This window comes from Azospirillum argentinense, from assembly GCF_000632475.1.
Lineage (GTDB): Bacteria > Pseudomonadota > Alphaproteobacteria > Azospirillales > Azospirillaceae > Azospirillum > Azospirillum baldaniorum.
The window spans coordinates 794453-809939 of sequence record NZ_CP007793.1 but is presented as its reverse complement, the minus strand read 5'-3'; the positions used below and the strand labels follow the sequence as shown (position 1 = coordinate 809939).

The following is a 15487-nucleotide window of genomic DNA, read 5'->3' as shown; positions in this document are numbered from 1 at the left end:
CGGCGTCGGGCGGCAGCCCTTGCCAACCCACCGGCAGTTCTTGCCCGGCAGGCGCTTCCCCAACGGCGGCAACGCCCGTCATCGCCGTCTTTCCGGCTCTCTCCGGCGCTGGCACGCGCCGTGCATAGCCATTTGCGCCGGTCGGGACGCTCCCCCGGTCCGAATGGAAAGAGGCCGCCGATGGAAAACCCGATCTACGTGTCCCTGTCGCGCCAGATGACCCTGCGCCGCCAGCTGGACGTGATCTCGAACAACATCGCGAACATGAACACCACGGGCTTCAAGCAGCAGCGCATGCTGTTCACGGAGTTCCTGGAGCGTCCGGGCATGCACGAGCAGATCAGCTTCGTGCAGGACCGCGCCGTGGTGCGCGACCTCTCGGCCGGCGGGATGATGCAGACCGGCAATTCGCTGGACCTGGCACTGACCGGCCACGGCTATTTCACCGTCGATACGGCGAGCGGCCCCCGCTACACCCGCGCCGGCAACTTCCGCCTGAACGACCAGCGCCAGATCGTCGACGGCGGCGGCCTGCCGGTCCTGGGCGACAACGGCCAGCCGCTGGCCATCCCGAACGGCACCAGGGACATCATGGTGTCCGGCGACGGCACCGTCTCCACCGAGCTGGGTCAGGTGGGCCGGCTGAACATCGTCACCTTCCGCAACGAGCAACTGATGACCGAGGTCGGGGCCGGCCTCTACGTCAGCGACGAGGAGCCGCAGGCGGCCCCCGCCGACACGAAGGTGGCACAGGGAATGCTAGAGAATTCGAACGTGAAGCCGGTGGTCGAGATGACGGCGCTGATCGAGATCCAGCGCCAGTACCAGTCCAACCAGAAGCTGATCGAGAACGAGCACGAGCGCATCCGCAGCGCCATCCAGAAGCTGGGCCGCACGGCCTGATCGACCGCGTTTAAGGAGTAAGGACCATGCGCAGCCTCGCCATCGGCGCCACCGGCATGATCGCCCAGCAGCTGAACGTCGAAACCATCTCGAACAACATCGCCAACGCGACGACGACCGGCTTCAAGAAGCAGCGGGCCGAATTCCAGGACCTGCTGTATCAGAACTTCCGCCGCATCGGCTCCACCTCGTCGGACGCCGGCACCATCGTGCCGACCGGCGTGCAGGTGGGTGCCGGTGTGCGCGTCGCCGCGGTGGCCCGCGTGCTGGAGCAGGGCAACCTGACCGTCACCGACAACAAGCTGGACGTCGCCATCAACGGCTCCGGCTATTTCCAGGTGCAGCTCCCCAGCGGCGACACGGCCTACACCCGCGCCGGCAACTTCAAGCTGTCGCCGGAGGGCATCATCGTCACCGCCGACGGCTATCCGGTGCAGCCGGCGATCACCATTCCGGCGGAAGCCGTGGACGTCGCCATCAACGCCTCGGGCGAGGTGATGGTGAAGCTGGACGGACAGGTGGCGCAGCAGAATGTCGGCCAGCTCCAGCTCGCCACCTTCGCCAACGCGGCCGGCCTGGAAGCCGTCGGCGACAACCTGTTCCTGCAGACCGGCGCCTCGGGCGAGGCGGTCAATGGCAACCCCGGCGCTCCCGGCTTCGGCCGCGTGGTGCAGGGCGCGCTGGAGACCTCCAACGTCAACATCGTGCAGGAGATCACCACCCTGATCTCGGCCCAGCGCGCCTACGAGATGAACTCCAAGGTCATCAAGACCACCGACGAGATGATGCAGCAGGCCTCGCAGCTCCGCTGATGTCGGCACCGTCGTAAGGCCCGTTTTTGCAAGGAACTCCCGCCATGCCCCGCCCCGCTCTCCGAATCCTCGGCACCGCCCTTCTCGCCGCCGCCCTTGCCGGCGGCCCGATGGCCTTTGCCCAGACGGCCCTCGCCCAGGCGATGGACGACGGCGCGATCGGGGTGGCGGCACAGGCGGTCGTCTACAGCCCGGCCCATGTCGAGGCTGTGCTGTCCGACGCGCTGTCCCGCCAGATCACCACGGGCCGGCTGCAGATGGAGCTGGACAACCGGGCGGTGGAGCTGCGCGCGCCGGCGGGCGCCGGCAGCCTGACGGTGGAGAACCTCTACTACAACCCGGTGCAGGGCCGCTTCGCCGCGGAGATGATCGTGGCCGACACCCGTCCGGTCGTGCGCCTTCCGGTGTCGGGCCGCGCCTATGGCGTGGTGCAGGTGCCGGTGCTGTCGCGGCGCATCGCGCCCGGCGACGTGATCGGCCCCGGCGACGTGGATTGGCAGGACGTGCGCGCCGACCTCGCCGGCAGCGACATCGCCGCCACCGACGCCCAGCTCATCGGCCTGACGCCGCGGCGCGGCGTCCCGGTGAACCAGCCGGTCCGGCTGCGCGACCTGCAGTCGCCACGGGTCGTGGACAAGGGCTCGCTCGTCACCATCACGCTGGCCACCGAGAACCTGACCCTGTCGGCCCAGGGCAAGGCCCTGCAGGACGGCGGCCGGGGCGACGTGATCCGCGTCATCAACACCCAGTCGAACCGCATCCTCGAGGCGACCGTCGCCGGCCCCAGCATCGTCGCCGTGGCAAAGCCCGGCTTCATCGCGAAGTAAGGAGAAAGCTCCATGTGCGCCTTCAAGATGCCCACCCCCACCAACACCGCCCGCACGGCTTTCCGCTTCGCTCTGCTCGCCGCCGTCGCCGCCGGCCTCCCCGCCTGCAACGCCATGTCGCGCGTGGCGGACATCGGCTCCGCTCCCGAACTCACCAAGATCAAGGACCCGCAGGCCCAGCCCGGCTACCAGCCCGTCAGCCTGCCGATGCCCACCCCGCTGCCGACGGAGCGCAACCCGAACTCGCTGTGGCGGACCGGCGCCAAGGCTTTCTTCAAGGACCAGCGCGCGGCCAAGGTCGGCGACCTGCTGACCGTTGACATCCAGATCAACGACCAGGCGCAGATCAACAACCAGACCACCCGCAGCCGCAACAACACTGAGCAGGCCGGCATGCCGAGCCTCTTCGGCTTCGAGGGCCAGGCGCTGCAGCGCGTGCTGCCCGACGGGGCGAACGCCGGCAGTCTGCTCAACGTCGGCAGCTCGACCTCCAACGACGGCAAGGGCGCCGTCAACCGCAAGGAGCAGATCACCCTGAAGGTGGCCGCCCTGGTCACCCAGTCCCTGCCCAACGGCAACATGGTCATCCAGGGCCGGCAGGAGGTGCGGGTGAACTACGAGGTGCGCGATCTGATCATCACCGGCGTGATCCGGCCCGAGGACATCACCGCGCAGAACACCATCAGCTACGAGAAGGTCGCCGAGGCCCGCATCTCCTACGGCGGACGCGGCCAGATCACCGACGTGCAGCAGCCGCGCTACGGCCAGCAGCTCTTCGACATCATCATGCCCTTCTGATCTCGGGACGTTCGGGAACGCAGGGCCGAACAGACAGGAAAATCAATGCGAAGGGGGCATCGCCCCCCTTCGGACGTGCTGCAAGGCGCCGCAACGGGAAGCCCGGCGCTTCCGCCGCGCCCTATGCATCGACAACCATCCCACGCGGCATGGACACGACGCGGAAGCGGCTCCATGTCCGCTGGCGCGAGCATGGACGGGAAGTTTATGCCGCCCGGCGCCTTTTGCCGCGCCGTTCCCTGCCCGCCCCGAGCTTGTCGTTTCGATGTTCGCGCCGATGCCCTGAGGCGCGCCGGCAAGCTGACGGCATCAGCATGGTGTGCGGGAAGGTTGGGCTATCCGATCCGACGCTGTCACGACACGATTCGCTGCACGGGCGGACAGGTCTCCGGACATCCTCTCGCCCCTGCACCTCGCCCACATCGGAGATCACAAGGCTCCGATGATTGAGTGCCGACGTGTCTCGTACTCCTGCTCGGTGATGAGCCCCTTGTCGAAGAGCGACTGCAGATCGCGGAGGCGAGATTCAGCGGATTTGGGCGCCCCGGGCGCCGTGGTCGACGACAAGGCTGATGGGGCTTGATCCGCCGTGTCCTTTGGCGGAAGGCAACGGACTCGAACCTCCTTACGGTTAAAGCCCGCATCCTCGGAGAGCGTCGCGTAACCGCCGGGACACATCTTCTGTGCCCTGGTGTGGCACACCGAGAACGAAACGGCAGCGCCACACTCGATCATCCAAACGCGCTCACCCTCTGTGTCGGTGATCGGGATGGCCCGTGTGCAGGCCCCAAGCCCCAGCACCAGAACAGCAACGAAAACTTTTCTCATCCCAGCTTCCCTGGAGTGCCGAAGAAACCGGCCCCGGAGACAACGGCGTGTTGCCTCGGGGCATTGGGCTTCATGGACTGGATCGACGTCACCCGTTCATGCAGATCGACAGGAACCCTGTGCATGGCGGGATGGCTGGGTGACAGATGGTTGCGAAGCGCCTGGATGAGCCGTGTTGGCCTGATCGCTTCCGTTTTCCTGGTGCGCAAGCCGTAACCAGCGGCGCCAAACCGGACAAGCGAGGCCACCACCCCTCATAAACCCTCCCCACACCCGCCCATGAGCGCTCGCCGCCGAGCACCACCGAAGCGAGTGTGCGAAGGAAATCTAAAGAGTTTGTAACCAACGGCACTGTGTTGAGGCGCCACGATGCCGCGAGGTTCCGGGGAAGTTCATCGTGCAGCGCCGACGCGCCCCGGGATTGCGCGATACGGCAGCGCCCCACCGGAGCGCGCCGTTGACCGTCACCCGTTCCGGGCCAGAAGCGCCTCGTAGCGCCGGACGGTTTCCCGCATCTCCTCAAGGATCTGGCGCTGCTCCTCGTTCGCCGCCCGGATGCGCTCCGCGTCGGCGCGCGCTTGTTCGGCATGAAGCCGAGCCTCCTCGGCGAAACGCCGGATGTCCTCGTGGAGCAGCCGCGCCTGTTCTTCGGCGCGCCGCGCCTCTTCCGCCGCGAGCCTGGCCATCTCGGCGGACCGGCGAAGGTCTTCGTCCTGGATGCGCGCGTCCTCGGCCTCCTGCCGCTGCGCCTCGCCGGTGATTCGCCCCTCTTCCGCTATAAGCCGTGCGCCTTCCGTTTCGACGTGGCGCTGGAACATCGCGGAGCGTTCCTGTTCGGCCTCCTCCCGCATCCGTTCCGCCCCGGCGCGCGCCTCTTCGGCCCGGCCGCGCCTTGTCTCGCTGCGCCGACGCCAGTCTTCCGCATCAGCGTCCCGCGTCACAGTGTGGTTCACCGGATGGCGTGCCTGGGTCATGGGGCTTCCCTTTCAACAGGCGGTGAGAACCCTCCAACGCCTTCTCAGCGGAGCGCAAGCGCTCATGGGATCGATCCAGGAGACGCTTCCTGCGTGTCTGCGTCTCACCGACCAAGGCCCGCAATGTCTCGATCCGCTTCAGAACGTCCATTTCACCCTCAACAGGCCGTTCTGGCAACCCGCACCATGGGTTTATGGACAGCCACCCCGGGGGACGCGGCCAGGCGCGCGAAAGCGCCACGCCGAAGGGTGAGGCGGTCATCGGAAGACGTTCTTCGTTCGGGGATGGAGAGCGACAGGGAGTGGCAAGCCGTTTCCCGGGCTGGCCGGGACCGGCCGGGGCCGGTAGTTTGACGGCTCATTGCAGCGGGCTCGCGGCCGGCCCGAGCGAACCAAGCTCCGACAGAGGGGCGGGCCGCCCCTTCTTCAGATCACCGCCGGGACCTCGCCACGAGGCCCTTCGTTGCGGGGATCGATCGCCGGCACACCGTTCCCCTCACGGACAAAAGCCCCCGCCGGGATCGGAGGAGGCTTTTGTCCAAGGCGCGGCCAGTGACGCGAACAGCCGCCGCGTCAGTCGTCGCGCTGGGTGCGCTCCATGCGCTCGTGCCGCTCCTGGGCTTCCAGGCTCAGCGTCGCGATGGGACGGGCGTCGAGGCGGCGGACGGAGATGGGCTCCCCCGTTTCCTCGCAATAGCCGTAGGACCCATCCTGCAACCGCTCCAGCGCCGCGTCGATCTTGGAGATCAGCTTGCGCTCACGGTCGCGGGTGCGGAGTTCCAGCGCCCGGTCGGTTTCCGCCGACGCGCGGTCGGCGATGTCCGGTTCCTGGATGCCGCCTTCCTGAAGGCTGCTCAGGGTCTCGCTGGATTCAGCCAGCAGCTCCGCGCGCCAGCGCAGCAGCTTCTGGCGGAAATATTCCCGCATCACGGGATTCATGAACTCCTCGTCTTCCGACGGGGTGTAGTTCTTAGGCAGAAGCGGAGACGACATCCGAGAGCATCCAACGCAAAAGGGTGATCCGGGCGGCGCGGAGTATAGGTAGGCGCATCGGCAACCGCAACCCTGCGCTTCGCCTATCGAAGCGCGAACAAGCCCTTGGAGAAGCAAAGTTTTGTGAAAGGCTCGGCGATGGCCGTACGGCCGATGCCGAAAAGCCGGTCCTGGGGCCGGAAACCGCGCTCAGGGAGTGAGCTTCGCCAGCTCGACCTGGGCGCGCAGGTCGATCTGGTCAAGGATGTCGGCCAGCCGCGGATCGTCCACATGGACGCGGCGCGACTGCACCACCTTCACGAGGTCCATCAGCTTCTGCGCCGAAAGCGTGCCGGCCAGAAGCCCGTGCTGGATCTCCTCCAGCTTGTCGAGCATCTCCTCGGCGCGCATCTTGCCACGCGACGCGCGGGCCGTGGCGTCGTCCACCTCCTGCAACGCCAGCACGCTGGCGATGCCGGCCAGCGGCGCCGCGGCATGGACGCCCTGGGCGGTGTTGGTCTCGCCGACGAGCTGCTTGGAGAAGGACGCACCGGACGAGCCTTCGGCCTTCCCCGTGCGCCGGACCGAGCTGCTGCCGCGAAGTTTTCCGGGGCCTTCGACTTTCATGTTCCGTGCAACCGGTTTCGGAAAAGCGCGATACTCTAGATGGAAGCACCTTAACATCCGGTCAAGGTTTGCCGCAATCGGGCAAAAATTGCCCCGCTTCCGTGACATAAAGCGGTCGGACGCGGTGCCAATTTCCGGCCTTTTCATCCAGCGCGGCCGCTTCCCCTTGCCGATCCTGCCCTTCGCCTGCCATCGGCGGCTCTGGCACGCCGTTTGTATAGGAAGGGACAGCCGTTGAGGAGTGTCCCCGCCATGACCGCCACCGCCCTGACCCGCGCCACCATGCCGCGCACCGCCGTCCTGCTCCGCGCGGTCGCGTTGCTGGCGGCACTCGCCGCGGCGCTGCTCGCGCTGTCGGCTCCGGCCTCGGCCTCCTCGGCGCGGATCAAGGACGTGGTGGACGTCGAGGGCGTGCGCGACAACATGCTGATCGGCTACGGCTTGGTGGTCGGCCTGAACGGCACGGGCGACAGCCTCAACAACTCGCCCTTCACCGAGCAGAGCCTCGTCGGCATGCTGGAGCGCATGGGCGTCAACACCCGCGGCACCAACCTGCGCACCAAGAACGTGGCGGCGGTGATGGTGACGGCGACCCTGCCGCCCTACTCCGCCCAGGGCACGCGCATCGACGCCACCGTGTCGGCGATGGGCGATTCGAAGAGCCTGCTCGGCGGCACGCTGCTGGTCACCCCGCTGCTGGGCGCCGACGGCGAGGTCTACGCCGTGGCCCAGGGGCCGATCGCGGTGTCCGGCTTCTCCGCCCAGGGCCAGGGGGCCAGCGTGACCCGCGGCGTCCCCACCTCGGGGCGCATCTCCTCGGGCGCCATCGTCGAGCGCGAGATCCAGTTCTCGCTGGCCGAACTGCCGGTGCTGCGCCTGTCGCTGCGCAACCCGGACTTCACCACGGCCCAGCGCGTGGCCACCGCCATCAACATCCAGCTCCGCGGCAACCGCGCGCAGGCCACCGACCCGTCCTCGGTCCTGCTGAGCGTTCCGGAGGCCCGGCGCGGCGACATCGTCGGCCTGATCACCGAGATCGAGCAGCTCCGCGTCACCCCCGATCAGGTCGCCCGCGTGGTGGTGGACGAGAAATCCGGCGTGATCGTGATGGGCGAGAACGTCCGCATCTCCACCGTCGCCATCGCCCAGGGCAACCTGACGATCCGCGTCACCGAGACGCCGCAGGTCAGCCAGCCCGGCCCCTTCAGCCAGGGCCAGACCGCCGTGGTGCCGCGCACCGACATCCAGGTGGACGACCAGTCCAACAACCGCCTCGCCGTGATGAATTCCGGGGTGACGCTCCAGGAGTTGGTACAATCCTTGAATGCGCTTGGCGTGGGGCCCCGGGACATGATCGCCATCCTTCAGTCAATCAAGGCCGCCGGAGCCCTGCAGGCGGAGATCGAGGTGATCTGATGGATACGACGCTTTCCCTTCCCGGCCTTCCGCCCCCGCGCCTGCCCGCGGCCGCCGAGCGCGCCCAGAACGGTGCGCAGTCCGGCGCCCAGGCGAGCTTCCGGACGGCGGTGCGGAGCGATCTGGTCGATCCCAAAAGCGCGGAGAGCAAGGTGGACCCGGCGATCCGCGCCAAGATCCGCCAGTCCGCGAACGAGTTCGAGAGCGTCTTCGTCTCCCAGATGCTGGGCCACATGTTCGACGGAATCGAAGTGGACCAGACCTTCGGCGGCGGCCACGCCGAGGAGATGTTCCGCTCCATGCTGACCAACGAATACGGCAAGCAGATGTCCCGCAGCGGCGGGTTCGGCATTGCCGATCAGGTTTACCGCGAGCTTCTGCGCGCACAGGAGGGCAACCATGGATAAGGTCGACGTCCGTTTCCCGCAGCCGTCCAAGGCTCCCGCCGCCAATCTGCCCAAGAACGCGGAGGAGCGCGCCGCCGCCCTGGTCGAGCTGATGAACCGGCTGAGCGCCCATCTGGCGCGCGAGACCGAAGCCGTGATGCGGCACTGCACCAGCGCCGAGCTGGCCCGGCTGGGGCGCGAGAAGCAGCCGATGATGCTGGTCTATGAAGAGGTTTCGCGCCTGCTGCGCGTGGACCGCGAGGGCATGGCCGCCCTGCCCGACGAGGCCAAGGCCCAGCTGCGCGAGGCCACGCGCGGCCTGTACGAGGCGTCCGCCGCCAACGCCGACGCGCTCCGCCGGAACAGCGCGGCGCAGAAGATCCTGGTGGACACCGTGGTCGGCGCCATCAACCGCGCCCGGCAGACCACCACCCCCGCCTACGGCACCGCCCCGGTTCCGCCCCGCGCGACCTACGTCACGCCGAGCCATGGGCCGTCCACCTCCGCCACCCTCAACACCCGTCTCTGACACCTCTCCCGGCGTCACCGAAATCCGCAGCATGGGCCGTCCGACCGGGCGGCCCTTCGCCGTTGCCGGGTCCGGCAAGAAGCGCCGGTCACCCGGCGGATTTTGCCGCCCGGCGGACGGAACTGCCGGGCGCGGGATGACGGTCGGACGCGTCGGCGCCGGCCTGAAACTGGCCCGTTAGTTGCTTCTGGATGGGGTGCACCTGTCCGCTTCGGGGAACCCGTTCCATGGCCATCCAAACGAACACCGCGCCCTCCGCGTTCGAAAGCCTGGTCAGGGGCCAGACCTCCTCCAGCCAGAACACGGCTCCGCGAAGCGACAAGTTCGCCTCGATGATGGACCGGCTGATCAGCGAGGCCGCCACCCGCAAGCGCGATCAGGTCCAGGCGGAGAGCGCGGCCCAGGACCGGCGCAACGCCGCGGCAAGCGCAGCCGACCAGGCCGCCGCCGATCGGGCCGCCGCCCGCAAGGCCGCGGAGCGCGGTCCGCCGGCCCGTCCCGACCCCATTCGCGCAGAGCCCGCCAAGCCGCGCCAGGCCTCCGAAGCGACGACCCAGGCCGAGTCCCGCGCCGCCCGCAAGGACGAGACCCAGCGCGCCGCCGACCGCAAGGACGCCCGCGCGTCCGACGCGGCCAAGGCTGGCGACTCCGCCCACGCGACGCGCACCGAACGGCGCGAGGCCGCCGCGGCGAACCACGCCGCGGCCAAGGATGCGAAGGCCGCCAGCGCCAAGACCGCGCAGGAAGACGCCGCCAAGCCGGCGCCCACCGGCGCCGCCGCTCTCGCCGACACGGCAGAGGAGGTCCCCTCGGACGAAGCCGGCAGCGCGCTGGGCGATGGCACCATGCAGGACGGTGCCGGCGATCAGGCCGCGGAGGATCGGAGCGGCGATGCCGTGATCCTCGACCTGACCGTCACCGTGACCGAGACCACCGTGGAGCTGGTCACCGCCGACCGATCCGCCACCCTGACCGACATGGAGGCCGCCCTCTCGCTGGCCGTCGCCCAGGTTGCCGTCGGCACGCCGGACGGCGCGGAGGCCGACAAGGCGACCGAGGATGGCGCGGTCGAGCCGGCAGCCCCGGTCGAGGCCACGCCGCCCGGCAGCCCGACTCCGGACGGCGAAAAGGTCCCTTCCGCCCCTGACGCCGCCGCGGAGGCCGCGTTGGCCGCCGCCCTGGCGGCCGCCGGCGCTCCTCATCCGGACGGCAAGACCAAGGCCGCCGACGAATCGGTGAAGGCCGCGGGCACGGCCAAGCCGGCCGCGGAAGCGTCTCCGGCGCTGGCGGGAGCCGCGCCGGTGCCGGCCGCTCCGACCGACGGCCCGCAGATCGAGGTGCCTGCGCCCCACGCCGAGGCCAAGGAGGCTGCCGCCAAGGACAAGCCGGCGAAGGCCGCCGACGCGCTGTCCCCCGGCGCCCTGCCCCCCGGTGCCCTGTCCATCGCCGACCTGCCGAACGACGATGGCGCGCCGCTGCCGCAATCCCTGACCGATCTCGCCGCGGCCAAGGCCAAGGGCGCAAACCGGACCGGGGCGGACGGCGATGCCGGGGCCAACGCCGGCAACCGCGGCACCCAGGACCCGAGCGGCAACGCCGGCCTGACGCAGCCGCCGGCGCCCCAGGCACCGGTTGCCGACCCGGCAAAGCCTGCCGGGCAAAGCGCGTTCCTGACCGCCGCTGCGGCCGCCGCCGCGGACACGCCGCCACCGGCCGACGGCGCGTCCCACCCCGCAACACCCACCCACCCGGTCTTCGCCGGGATCGAGGGGGTGCACACGGCGAGCGGCGTGGAAACGGGTCTGACCACCGCCCAGCTTCGCCCGTCCCGCGGGTCCGCCGGCCTGCCGATGGGCGTGCAGGATCAGGTGGCCGTCCACATCAGCAAGAACGTGTCGGACGGCAACGACCAGTTCACCATCAACCTGCGCCCCGCCGAGCTGGGCCGCATCGACATCAAGTTGGAAATCGGCCAGGACGGGCGGGTCACCGCGTCGGTCGCCGTGGAGAAGGCCCAGACGCTCGAACTGCTGCAGCGCGACAGCCGCAATCTGGAACGCGCCTTGCAAGACGCCGGACTGAAGGCGGACAGCAACAGCCTCAACTTCAGCCTGCGCGGCGAAGGCGGCCAGTCGTTCCAGGACTCGGGACGGCAAGGCGGCTCGGGACGGCGGGGCCGCGGCCTCGGCGGCGGCGGAGAGGTGGAGGATGCGCAGGCCGCCTACACCCTGACGCTGGCCCCGGGCCGCGTCGACATCCAAGCCTGATTCAGACCAGCTGCAGCCATTCCAGCGAAGGACGACGACCATGGCCACCACCAACACCGACTACGGCAGCAGCTGGAACACCAACCAGACCAAGACGAAGACCGACACCTCCACCAAGACCACCAAGACGGCCGACGAGCAGAAGCTCGACACCGCGGTGAAAGGGCTGGGCGACAATTTCGAGCATTTCCTGAAGCTGCTGACCACGCAGATGCAGAACCAGGACCCGCTGAAGCCCATGGACACGAACGACATGACCAAGCAGCTGGTCGATTTCGCGAACGTGGAGCAGAACATCGGAACCAACAGCCGCCTGGACAAGCTGCTGAAGCTGCAGAACGCCTCCACCAACTCGACCAACCTCGCCTATCTGGGCCGCACGGTCACCTTCGAGGGCGACAGCTTCGACTACACCCAGGGCATGACGGCGGCGCCGCTGGCCTATGAACTGGAGAAGTCCGCCAAGTCGGTGCGCGTGGACATCCTGGACAGCAAGAACCGCATCGTCCGGTCGATGACCGGCGAGACCACCGCCGGCATCAAGCATGTCGTGAACTGGGACTTCAAGGACGATGGCGGCAACGCCGTCCAGCCGGGCCAGTACCGCCTGAACATCGCCCCGGTGTCCGAGAAGAAGGACGACATCATCAAGGCGACCCCCTTCACCTTCGGCACGGTCAACGGCATCGGGTCCAACAAGGACGGCGAAACGGTGATGTCCGTCGGCAGCCTCGAGGTTCCGCTGTCCAAGCTTTCCAAGGTGTACTGAGGGTCTCGTCCTCACCTTCACAGGCGTCGTCCAGACGCATGGGAAAAGGCATGGGCATGGGTCCGGATGGGCCTATGCGCCATGCCTTTTATGCTTAAAACATTAACCCTATCGTTTAGGCTTTTGTTAAGCGGAGAAGGGGTAGGTTACCACCAAATCGTGGAATACACTGCTGATGGTGGAGCGTCCGCGCATGTCATCTCGCGAGCTTGAAATGAGCGACGATGGCTCCAGTGGAGCGTCGGTCATCGGTCCAGCAGGACGGCCGATGACAGAAAATGATCTTCCCCCTCCGGACACCAAGCGCTGGGTCATGCGGCGCAAGGCGGAGGTTGTGGCCGGCGTGCGTTCGGGGCTCATAAGCCTCGAGGAGGCGTGCCGCCGCTACACCCTGTCCGTGGAAGAGTTCCTGTCCTGGCAACGGCTGATCGACAGCCACGGCATGCGGGGCCTGCGCGCCACGCGGCTGCAGGACTATCGTGGGAACCAGCCGCCACCGTCCGTGCGCAGCCGCATGGCCAGCACCGCCGCCGAATAAGCGACTCTCGCTCGCCGTCCGACCGGACCAGACCGCCGCAGGCTCGCCCTGCGGCGTCGTTGTTTTGTGTCCTGGCGCGTTGTCGGCGGGCGTTTTCCAAAACGGGCGCTTTCTGCCCCGACATTTTGCGTCCCGGCTGCTTTGCAATTTTTACGTGGCAGGTATCGCTTTCGTTCTCGCCCCGCAAAGGTTAACGCTAAGCGACGGTGCAGCCACCCACGGGAGTCCGCCGACCGATGCGCTATCTTGACGACCTGACCCCGGGCGACCGCTTCACCGGCGGCCCGGTGACCGTGACGGAAGAGGACATCGTCGCCTTCGCGCGGCAGTTCGACCCACAGCCCTTCCACCTCGACCCCGAGGCGGCGCAGGACAGCGTCTTCGGCGGGTTGGCGGCGAGCGGCTGGCACACCGCCGGACTGACCATGCGGATGATCGTCACGGGGGATGGCGCGCTTGCCGGCGGCTTCGTCGGGATGGGGGTGGAGGACATCCGCTGGCCCAAGCCCACCCGCCCCGGCGATGTGTTGCGCATCGAGAGCGAGATCCTGGAGGTCCGTGTGTCGGCCAAGCGCCCCGACCGCGGCATCGCCCGCGTGCGCACCACCACCCTCAACCAGGACGGCGAGATTGTGCAGCAGATGACCGCGAATCTGCTCGTCCCCCGCCGCCGATAAAGACTGATGGCGCAAGCAGAGCCCCGAACGCGAACGACCCCAAACGCACAAAGGGCCGCCCGAAGGCAGCCCTTTTGTGCGCGTCGCTGTCGTGCCGTTGTCTTGGGAATGGTGGGCGCACAAGGACTCGAACCTTGGACCCGCTGATTAAGAGTCAGCTGCTCTACCAACTGAGCTATGCGCCCATTCCCATCCGGGCATCGAAACACCCGGCGGCGTAGAAAGGGGTCTGGGAACGATCCCTTTCGATCCGGAAAGTGATGGTGGGCGCACAAGGACTCGAACCTTGGACCCGCTGATTAAGAGTCAGCTGCTCTACCAACTGAGCTATGCGCCCATCACTTCTCGTTCACACCGGCACCGAAGCCTTCGTCTCTGCGTCAGGGGGTGCCTGACCGTATCGACTAGGGTTCCTGTCCGGCCAAGCCGTCGTCCCGGCCGGTGTGGCGCGGTTTATAACGAAGGGTCCGGGGCTTGTCGATACCAAAATGGATAGGATCGCATTTTTTTGCGGGGCTCATTCCGGCTCCGCACACACCCCTCAAAACCGCCCTCTTCGGCCGCCTTCTTTGACAGTCGGCCAAGCCCGGCGCTATCACCCTTCCCCAGCGGATGACGGAAAGGTTGGGGATCATGCAGGGCTGGACCGAGGGCTATGTGGGCGGGATCGGCTACATCCACGCCTTCTACCGGGAACTGTCGCCGGCGCTGCTGTCCTTCGCGCTGACCCTGCGCGGCTGGCGATCCCCGATGGACCTCGCAGGGTCCTTCGCCTGTGCGGAGATCGGCTGCGGCCATGGGGTGAGCAGCGCCGTCCTGGCCGGCTGCCATCCCGACGCCCGCTTCGAGGCGGTGGACTTCAACCCCGGCCACATCGCCGGCGCCCAACGCCTCGCCGCCGAGGCCGGGCTGGGCAACGCCGCCTTCCGGGAGGAGAGCTTCGCCGAATACGCCCAAGGCGGGTCCAAGGACCTGGACATCGTGACTTTGCACGGCGTCTGGTCCTGGGTCAGCGCGGAGAACCGGGCGATCCTGGTGGACCTGTTGAAGCGGCGGCTGAAGCCCGGCGGGCTGGTCTTCGTCAGCTACAACGCCCTGCCCGGCACGCTCGCCTACATGCCGCTGCGCCGCGTCCTGGTCGAGCATTGCGCCGACCGCACCGGCCCCCTGCCGGAGCGGATCGAGGAGGCCGTGGCCTTCGCCAGCCGCCTGACCGCGCTGAACGCCGGCTGGTTCGCCCAGGCCGACGCGCTCCCGGCGCGGCTGGACTCGCTGAAACGCAAGTCGCCCAACTACATCGCCCACGAATATCTGAACCGCGACTGGACCGCCTTCTACCACGCCGACGTGGCGCGGGAGCTGGCCGCGGCCAAGCTGGACTTCGCCGGCCCCGCCGTCCCGATGGAGCAGATGGACGAGCTGTCCCTGCCGCCGGACGCCATGCCCCTGCTGGCCGAGGCGCGCGACCCGGCCTACCGCGAGACGCTGCGCGACCTGCTGACCAACCGCGCCTTCCGCCGCGACCTGTTCGTGAAGGGGGCGGAGCGGCTGACCGTGGCGGAGCGGCGGGAGCGGCTGCGCGCCACCTGCTTCGCCCTTCTGGTGCCGCCCGACGATCTGCCGGAAGTCGTGCTGGCGCCGGTCGGGCGCGTGCCCCTGCCGCAGGACCTGCACGGCCCGCTGGCCGAGGCGCTGTCCGCCGGCACGCCCACGCTGGCCGAGTTGTCGGCCCTTCCCGCCCTCGCCCGCCATGGCGAGGAGGCCGTGCTGCGCGCGCTGATGATCCTGACCAGCCTTGCGCTGGCGGCGCCCGCCCTGCCCGAGACCGGTCAGGCGGCGCGCGCGCTCCAGGCGGACCGCTTCAACGCCGCCATCCTGGAGCGCAGCCGCCGCGACGACATACTGGACACGCTGGCGTCGCCCGTCCTCGGTTCCGGCGTTGCGGTGTCGCGGCTGGAGGCGCTGTTCCTGCTGGCCCGACGCAACGGCACCGACCCCGCGGCGACCGCTTGGGAAGCGCTGTCGGCCGATGGGCTCGCCCTGTCGCGCGACGGCGAACGGCTCGACGGGGAGGAGGCCAATCTGGTGGAGTTGCGCGCCCGGTTCGACCGCTTCACCCGCCTGCGCCTGCCCACCCTGCGCCGCCTCGGCGTGGCGTAACCGG

General features: G+C 68.5%; 17 protein-coding genes and 2 tRNA genes. 13 read left to right on the top strand and 6 right to left on the bottom strand.

The genetic code is table 11. The features are described from left to right. The first annotated feature begins 180 nt into the window (after positions 1-180). The 4 genes from flgF to flgH are packed head-to-tail and all read left to right on the top strand — an operon-like array spanning position 181 to position 3340. Positions 181-903, top strand: a complete 723-nt coding sequence (flgF, locus tag ABAZ39_RS03825; protein WP_038526860.1) for a flagellar basal-body rod protein FlgF — start codon at positions 181-183, stop codon at positions 901-903. 26 nt (positions 904-929) lie between these two features. Continuing rightward, positions 930-1715, top strand: coding sequence for a flagellar basal-body rod protein FlgG (flgG, locus tag ABAZ39_RS03820; RefSeq protein ID WP_038526857.1), 786 nt, complete (start codon positions 930-932; stop codon positions 1713-1715). Positions 1716-1759: 44 nt separating this feature from the next. After that, positions 1760-2542, top strand: coding sequence for a flagellar basal body P-ring formation chaperone FlgA (flgA, locus tag ABAZ39_RS03815; protein WP_038526854.1), 783 nt, complete (start codon positions 1760-1762; stop codon positions 2540-2542). 12 nt (positions 2543-2554) lie between these two features. Further along, positions 2555-3340, top strand: coding sequence for a flagellar basal body L-ring protein FlgH (gene flgH, locus ABAZ39_RS03810; protein WP_247881622.1), 786 nt, complete (start codon positions 2555-2557; stop codon positions 3338-3340). Positions 3341-3769: 429 nt separating this feature from the next. On the opposite strand, the gene ABAZ39_RS36035 is transcribed toward flgH, so the two are convergent. From ABAZ39_RS36035 to ABAZ39_RS03790, 4 genes are all read right to left on the bottom strand, one after another. Then, the gene (locus ABAZ39_RS36035; protein WP_063922623.1) at positions 3770-4168 is read right to left on the bottom strand and encodes an SHOCT domain-containing protein; all 399 of its coding nucleotides are present in this window, start codon (positions 4166-4168) and stop codon (positions 3770-3772) included. Between the two features lie 464 nt (positions 4169-4632). After that, positions 4633-5142, bottom strand: coding sequence for a hypothetical protein (locus tag ABAZ39_RS03800; RefSeq protein ID WP_051657785.1), 510 nt, complete (start codon positions 5140-5142; stop codon positions 4633-4635). Positions 5143-5715: 573 nt separating this feature from the next. Then, positions 5716-6135: an RNA polymerase-binding protein DksA gene (dksA, locus tag ABAZ39_RS03795; protein WP_035675009.1), complete on the bottom strand. Its 420-nt coding sequence runs from the start codon at positions 6133-6135 to the stop codon at positions 5716-5718. Between the two features lie 189 nt (positions 6136-6324). Further along, positions 6325-6741: a flagellar assembly protein FliX gene (locus ABAZ39_RS03790; protein ID WP_038526852.1), complete on the bottom strand. Its 417-nt coding sequence runs from the start codon at positions 6739-6741 to the stop codon at positions 6325-6327. A 252-nt stretch (positions 6742-6993) separates the two neighbouring features. Between ABAZ39_RS03790 and ABAZ39_RS03785 the strand changes: the two genes are divergently transcribed. The 8 genes from ABAZ39_RS03785 (at position 6994) to ABAZ39_RS03755 (ending at position 13323) form a co-directional block, all read left to right on the top strand. Then, entirely contained in the window at positions 6994-8157 is a 1164-nt protein-coding gene (locus ABAZ39_RS03785) for a flagellar basal body P-ring protein FlgI (protein ID WP_081862872.1), read from the top strand. Beyond that, on the top strand, positions 8157-8564 hold the full coding sequence (locus ABAZ39_RS03780; RefSeq protein WP_081862871.1) for a rod-binding protein: 408 nt from the start codon (positions 8157-8159) through the stop codon (positions 8562-8564). Before ABAZ39_RS03785 ends, ABAZ39_RS03780 begins: the two co-directional genes overlap by 1 nt. Next, entirely contained in the window at positions 8557-9072 is a 516-nt protein-coding gene (locus ABAZ39_RS03775) for a hypothetical protein (protein ID WP_035675012.1), read from the top strand. The genes ABAZ39_RS03780 and ABAZ39_RS03775 overlap by 8 nt, the downstream gene beginning before the upstream one ends. Before the next feature lie 31 nt (positions 9073-9103). Beyond that, on the top strand, positions 9104-9253 hold the full coding sequence (locus ABAZ39_RS36030) for a hypothetical protein (protein WP_160174795.1): 150 nt from the start codon (positions 9104-9106) through the stop codon (positions 9251-9253). Between the two features lie 46 nt (positions 9254-9299). Next, a complete protein-coding gene (locus ABAZ39_RS03770; protein ID WP_038526847.1) occupies positions 9300-11339 on the top strand; it encodes a flagellar hook-length control protein FliK in 2040 nt (679 codons plus the stop codon). 40 nt (positions 11340-11379) lie between these two features. Further along, the gene (locus tag ABAZ39_RS03765; protein ID WP_038526844.1) at positions 11380-12108 is read left to right on the top strand and encodes a flagellar hook assembly protein FlgD; all 729 of its coding nucleotides are present in this window, start codon (positions 11380-11382) and stop codon (positions 12106-12108) included. A 175-nt stretch (positions 12109-12283) separates the two neighbouring features. Beyond that, positions 12284-12646 (top strand): CtrA inhibitor SciP, encoded by a 363-nt coding sequence (gene sciP / locus ABAZ39_RS03760; RefSeq protein WP_425321498.1) that lies wholly within the window; start codon positions 12284-12286, stop codon positions 12644-12646. A gap of 236 nt (positions 12647-12882) precedes the next feature. Next, the gene (locus ABAZ39_RS03755) at positions 12883-13323 is read left to right on the top strand and encodes a MaoC family dehydratase (protein WP_038526841.1); all 441 of its coding nucleotides are present in this window, start codon (positions 12883-12885) and stop codon (positions 13321-13323) included. A 109-nt stretch (positions 13324-13432) separates the two neighbouring features. On the opposite strand, the gene ABAZ39_RS03750 is transcribed toward ABAZ39_RS03755, so the two are convergent. After that, positions 13433-13508 (bottom strand) — tRNA-Lys (locus ABAZ39_RS03750). Between the two features lie 76 nt (positions 13509-13584). Continuing rightward, positions 13585-13660: transfer RNA gene (locus ABAZ39_RS03745), tRNA-Lys, on the bottom strand. Positions 13661-13956: 296 nt separating this feature from the next. Here ABAZ39_RS03745 and ABAZ39_RS03740 point away from each other — a divergent pair. Next, complete coding sequence (locus ABAZ39_RS03740) at positions 13957-15483, top strand: class I SAM-dependent methyltransferase (protein ID WP_038526839.1); 1527 nt, start codon at positions 13957-13959, stop codon at positions 15481-15483. Positions 15484-15487 lie beyond the last annotated feature (4 nt).

What these genes read in the sequence shown, in the direction of transcription:
- flgF (WP_038526860.1), top strand. Translation starts at nt 181, where the DNA reads ATGGAAAACCCGATCTACGTGTCCCTGTCGCGCCAGATGACCCTGCGC.
- flgG (WP_038526857.1), top strand. Translation starts at nt 930, where the DNA reads ATGCGCAGCCTCGCCATCGGCGCCACCGGCATGATCGCCCAGCAGCTG.
- flgA (WP_038526854.1), top strand. Translation starts at nt 1,760, where the DNA reads ATGCCCCGCCCCGCTCTCCGAATCCTCGGCACCGCCCTTCTCGCCGCC.
- flgH (WP_247881622.1), top strand. Translation starts at nt 2,555, where the DNA reads ATGTGCGCCTTCAAGATGCCCACCCCCACCAACACCGCCCGCACGGCT.
- ABAZ39_RS36035 (WP_063922623.1), bottom strand. Translation starts at nt 4,168, where the DNA reads ATGAGAAAAGTTTTCGTTGCTGTTCTGGTGCTGGGGCTTGGGGCCTGC.
- ABAZ39_RS03800 (WP_051657785.1), bottom strand. Translation starts at nt 5,142, where the DNA reads ATGACCCAGGCACGCCATCCGGTGAACCACACTGTGACGCGGGACGCT.
- dksA (WP_035675009.1), bottom strand. Translation starts at nt 6,135, where the DNA reads ATGTCGTCTCCGCTTCTGCCTAAGAACTACACCCCGTCGGAAGACGAG.
- ABAZ39_RS03790 (WP_038526852.1), bottom strand. Translation starts at nt 6,741, where the DNA reads ATGAAAGTCGAAGGCCCCGGAAAACTTCGCGGCAGCAGCTCGGTCCGG.
- ABAZ39_RS03785 (WP_081862872.1), top strand. Translation starts at nt 6,994, where the DNA reads ATGACCGCCACCGCCCTGACCCGCGCCACCATGCCGCGCACCGCCGTC.
- ABAZ39_RS03780 (WP_081862871.1), top strand. Translation starts at nt 8,157, where the DNA reads ATGGATACGACGCTTTCCCTTCCCGGCCTTCCGCCCCCGCGCCTGCCC.
- ABAZ39_RS03775 (WP_035675012.1), top strand. Translation starts at nt 8,557, where the DNA reads ATGGATAAGGTCGACGTCCGTTTCCCGCAGCCGTCCAAGGCTCCCGCC.
- ABAZ39_RS36030 (WP_160174795.1), top strand. Translation starts at nt 9,104, where the DNA reads ATGGGCCGTCCGACCGGGCGGCCCTTCGCCGTTGCCGGGTCCGGCAAG.
- ABAZ39_RS03770 (WP_038526847.1), top strand. Translation starts at nt 9,300, where the DNA reads ATGGCCATCCAAACGAACACCGCGCCCTCCGCGTTCGAAAGCCTGGTC.
- ABAZ39_RS03765 (WP_038526844.1), top strand. Translation starts at nt 11,380, where the DNA reads ATGGCCACCACCAACACCGACTACGGCAGCAGCTGGAACACCAACCAG.
- sciP (WP_425321498.1), top strand. Translation starts at nt 12,284, where the DNA reads ATGGTGGAGCGTCCGCGCATGTCATCTCGCGAGCTTGAAATGAGCGAC.
- ABAZ39_RS03755 (WP_038526841.1), top strand. Translation starts at nt 12,883, where the DNA reads ATGCGCTATCTTGACGACCTGACCCCGGGCGACCGCTTCACCGGCGGC.
- ABAZ39_RS03740 (WP_038526839.1), top strand. Translation starts at nt 13,957, where the DNA reads ATGCAGGGCTGGACCGAGGGCTATGTGGGCGGGATCGGCTACATCCAC.